The organism is Streptomyces kebangsaanensis (assembly GCF_001906585.1).
GTDB classification, from domain to species: Bacteria; Actinomycetota; Actinomycetes; order Streptomycetales; family Streptomycetaceae; genus Streptomyces; species Streptomyces kebangsaanensis.
On sequence record NZ_JUJA01000060.1, the window covers coordinates 1 to 1268 of the forward strand.

At 71.2% G+C, this 1268-nt stretch carries 2 protein-coding genes; both read right to left on the reverse strand.

Features of this window, described 5'->3' with window-relative positions:
- A partial coding sequence (locus RH94_RS09075) for an SDR family NAD(P)-dependent oxidoreductase (protein ID WP_143203981.1) occupies positions 1-400 on the reverse strand: 400 nt, incomplete at its 3' end.
- Between the two features lie 129 nt (positions 401-529).
- The coding region (locus tag RH94_RS09080) for an SDR family oxidoreductase (RefSeq protein WP_407697291.1) at positions 530-1268 on the reverse strand (739 nt) is incomplete at its 5' end.

Sequence of the window (1268 nt, forward strand, 5' to 3'; positions counted from 1 at the left end):
CCGTGCCGGCGGCGTGGCGCGCGACCTCGAGGGCGAGCACCATGTGCTCGCTGACCGCCCGGCGCGCCTGATCGCAGTCCATGTCCAGGAGGCGCCCGTAGGACGGGTGTCCAGCCGTGACCATCACGTGGTCGATCGGCCCGGGCAGTTCCTGGAAGAACCGCCGCAGCCGCGCCGGGTCGCCGGCGTCGAAGGCGGCGGTGCCGAGCGCTTCGACCTCCGTGGCCGCGGTACGCAGCCGTTCGGGGTCCCGTCCGGTGAGAATCACCGAGGCGCCCTCGGCACGGGCGTGCCCGGCGGTCGCCAGCCCGATGCCCGCGCTCCCGCCGATGACGACGAGGGTCTGTCCGAGCAGGGCCGGGTCGCGGATGTCGTGCGCCGCCGATGGCTCCGAACTCATGAATCCTCCTTCGCGGTGGCGGCACGGATACGCCCTCGGGAGCGATCCACCGGCTCTTCGGTCCTCGGAGGGAATCCGTCGATCATTCCCTGGTCCGGGCTGTCCCCTCCGGGCGAGGCCGGCGTCTGCTCACCGTTCGGGCGGTTGCGACAGGGCGTGCTTGACCTGCCTGGTCCGCTCGTCGGTGAGGACCTCCACCCGGTCGTTCGCCAGGGCTTCCATGGTCTGCTCCGCGACGTCGGCCGCGCTGATCTTCGGCGCGTCCGTGAAGGAGCTGAGATCCGTCTCCACGAAACCGGCGTGGACGCCGACCACGAGCGTTCCCTGTTCACGCAGGCCTTGCCGCAACGCGCCCGTCAACGACCACTGGGCTGCCTTGGAAGCCGCATATCCGGGGTAGTCCGGCCGCGAGGTCCAGGAGGCGGCCGACAGCATGTTCACCAGTGCGCCGCCGCCGTTGCGGGCCAGGACGGGGGCAAAGGCACGGGAGACGGCCCAGGTGCCGAAGCAGTTGATCTCCATCGCCTGGCGTGCGCCGTCGAAGGAGCCCGTCAGGAGCTTGGTGCCGAAACCTCCGACGCCGGCGTTGTTGATCACAATGGTGACGTCACCCGCGGCGGCGGCTGCCGCGGCTACCTCCTCGGGCCTGGTGACGTCCAGACGCAGCGGGATGAGGTCCTCATCGCTCACGCTCGCCGGATCGCGGACGGCGGCGTAGACCTTGCTCGCGCCGTGCTCGACCAGCGCGCGGGCGAACGCGCGGCCGATGCCGCGATTGGCCCCCGTCACCAGGGCGACCGATCCTTCGATCTCCATCACGCTTCCTTCCTGCCGGTGCCTGCCGTGCCCGGCAGGCACCGGGGGCAAG